This is a genomic window from Micromonospora sp. MH33 (assembly GCF_003013775.1).
Lineage (GTDB): Bacteria > Actinomycetota > Actinomycetes > Mycobacteriales > Micromonosporaceae > Micromonospora > Micromonospora fulviviridis.
This window is the reverse complement of sequence record NZ_MUYZ01000485.1, coordinates 1-3,158: the sequence shown is the minus strand read 5'-3', so window position 1 is coordinate 3,158 and position 3,158 is coordinate 1. Positions and strand designations below refer to the sequence as shown.

Sequence of the window (3,158 nt, the reverse complement as noted above, 5' to 3'; positions counted from 1 at the left end):
CCGGCCGTGCGGGCGGAGGCGGCCACGGTGGCCGCGACGGCACTGGCGCACCGCGGCCAGGTGGAGCGCAGCGTCGAGCTGTACCGGTGGTCCGGGCACGCCCCGTCCGCCGCGTTCGCCGCCGTCGGGGCGCTCGCCGTCGGCCGCCCGGTCGCGGGCGGGGACCTGCCCGACGACCCGAGCGGCGGCCCACCGACCCTGCACGCCAGTGCCGCCCGGCTGATGGCCGAGGGGGTACGGGAGAGCATCACCGGCACGCCGACCAGCGCCCTTTCCCGGCTGGTGCAGGCGACCGCGCTGCTGGAACCCGACGGGCGGCGGGTCCTCCTGCCGGACAGTCCAGCCGCGCTCGCCGCGTTGACCGCGATCCACTGTGCCGAGTTGGACATCGCCGAGGGGGTGCTGGACCGGGCCGTGACGACCGGCATCGGTGGGCCGCTGATGGCCCGCCGCCACCGGCTGTTGCAGGCCTGGATCCGGATGGTCCGCGGCCAGACGGCCGCCGCGGCCGACCACCTCGCCGCGGTGACCGCCGACGAGCGACCGCTGGAGTCGCGCGACCTGCTGCTGGCCAGCGCGCTCCAACTCGGCATCGCCCGGCGCAACAGCGACGTCGGGGGGCTGCAACGCGGTTGGGGGCCGGCGCTGGAGGCGGTGGTCCGGCACCCCGTGGACCTGTTCACCCTGCTACCGCTGGGCGAACTCGCGGTGGCCGGCGCCCGGCTGGGCGACCTGGCTCGGCTGGAACCGTACCTGCGGGAGGCCTCGCTGGTGCTGGACCGGCTCGGCAACCCGGCCCTGTGGAGCGCACCGCTGCACTGGACCGGGCTGCACGCCGCGATCCTCACCGAGCAGCCGGCCACCGCCGACGCGCACGTCACCGCCCTGCTCGCCGCGGCCGACCACAGCCGGTACGCCGCCGTGGTCGCCGCGGCCGCCACGATCTGGGTCGAGGTGCTGCGCGGCGTCGTGGACCCGGTCCGGGTCGAGGCCGCCGCGCGTGGGCTGCACGACGCCGGGTTGTGCTGGGACGCCGCCCGCCTCGCCGGGCAGGCTGCCATCCGCACCTCGGACCGACGGGCGATGACCACCCTGCTGGAGTGCGCCCGAGGGCTCCAGGCCCGGCCGGCCGCCCGGCCCGGCGGGGCGCCCGCCGGGGCGGACGACGGCTCGGCACCGGTCGCCGATGCCGTCACCGGTCCCACCCGTTACCGGCTCAGCGACCGCGAGCACGACGTCGCCGAGCTGGTGCTGGCCGGGTTGACCTACCGGGAGATCGGCGACCGGCTCTTCATCTCGGCGAAGACGGTGGAGCACCACGTGGCACGGATGCGGTCCCGGCTGGACTGCGCCAACCGGGCGGAGCTGCTGGCCCTGCTGCGCACCGTGGTCGCCGACCGGTCGAGCACCGCGGGCCGGCAGCCGTGGCCGCAACGGGACCCGCGGTGAACCAGCGGATGCGGCTGAAGCTGGGCGCGCTGGCGGCCGTGCTGCTGACCCTCTGGGCGTACGCGGCGGTGCTGACCGGCCGGGACGCCGCGGACCTGGTCCGGGTCCGGGCCCTGGCGGACACCCTGGGCCAGCCCACCGACCTGCTGATCCTCAATCTCCAACGGGAACGCCGGCTGACCGCCGAGACGATCGCCGGGGCCGGACGGACGCGGGCCGCGCTGGCCGAGGCGCGCGGCCGGACGGACGGCGCGGTCGCCCCGGTGCGCGCGTTCACCGAGGACCACGACCCCCGGCTGCTCACGGCCGGCGCGGTGCGGGACCGGGCCGATGAGCTGGTGCGGCAGTTGACCGGTTTGGCCACCCTCCGGTCCGAGGTGGACGGCGGGCGGCTCGACCGGCCCAGCGCGGTCGCCGGATACGACCGGCTGATCGACGCCGCCTTCGCGGTGTACGGCCCGGAGTGGGGCGGACGCGAGGACGAGCTGGCCGGCGAGACCCGGTCGGTCCTCGCGCTGGCCCGGGCCCGCGAGCTGCTCGCCCGGGAGGACACCCTGCTGGCCGCGGCCCTGGCCGGCGGCGGCATCGGTGACGACGACCGGCGCCACCTGGCCGAGCTGGTAGCCATTCAGCGGTACGCCCGGGCGGCGGCGGCCGCGGGGCTACCCGCCGCCGGACGGGACCAGCACCAGCGGCTGGTGGAGAGCCCGCGCTTCGCCGACCTGCTCCGGCTGGAGGACCGGCTGCTCCGGACACCGGGTGCCGACGTCACGACCGGGATCAGCGCGCAGAGCTGGCGGGCGACCGTCGACCCGGCCCTGAACGGACTGCGGGAGCTGGTGATCGCCACGGCACGCGACAGCGTCGAGCGGGCCGCTCCGGGCGCCGCGCTGGTGGTCACCCGGACGGGCGTGGTCGTGGGACTCGGGCTCATCGCGGTGCTCGTCGTGCTGGTCGGTTGGTCCCAAACCGTCCGCCGACTGGCCGGCGGGGTGGCGGGTTCCCCGCCGGTCGCGACCGCCACCGGCGAGCTGTTCCTGCGGCTGACCCGACGCAACCAGGCTCTGCTGCGCGACCAGCTCGCCCTGCTGGACGCGATGGAGCGGCGGGATCGGACGGCAGAGGAGACCGCCGACCTGTTCCGGCTCGACCATCTCGCCACCCGGATCCGGCGCAACGTGGAGAAGCTGGTCATCCTCGCGGGCGCGGCGCCGGCTCGCCGCTGGCGACGGCCGGTGCCCCTGCTCGACGTGGTCCGCGGGGCGGTCGCCGAGGTGCCGGACTACCAGCGGGTACTGGTCGCACCGCACTGGCCGTGGTCGCTCGCCGGGTCAGGCGTCGCGGACGTCGTTCACCTGCTGGCGGAGCTCATCGAGAACGCGGTGACCTGCTCGCCGGAGCACACCACCGTGCGGGTCGCCGGTGAGCCGGGGCCGCAGGGCTGCGCCGTGGTGATCCTCGACGACGGGCCCGGCCTGGACGCCGCCGCGCTGGCCGAGGCGAACGAACTGCTGGACGGGCCGCCCCCGGACGTGCCGCCCGCCGACCGGACCGGGCTGTATGTCGCCGCCCTGCTCGCCGCCCGTTGCGGCGCCCGGGTCTCGCTGCGTCCCGGCCCGCGCGGCGGAACCGCCGCAGTCGTGCTGCTCCCGCCCGGCCTGGTCACCGTGACCGCGCCCCCGGGCGGCACGGATGCCGGCGGCCCGGCG

2 protein-coding genes are annotated in these 3,158 nt (G+C 77.0%); both read left to right on the top strand.

Annotated features, from left to right (window positions below; genetic code table 11):
• Nucleotides 1–1,449 (top strand): helix-turn-helix transcriptional regulator (locus B0E53_RS34770; protein WP_146167908.1); only part of this gene is annotated, 1,449 nt, incomplete at its 5' end.
• The coding region (locus B0E53_RS34765; protein ID WP_107079756.1) for a nitrate- and nitrite sensing domain-containing protein at nucleotides 1,446–3,158 on the top strand (1,713 nt) is incomplete at its 3' end. The genes B0E53_RS34770 and B0E53_RS34765, both read left to right, overlap by 4 nt.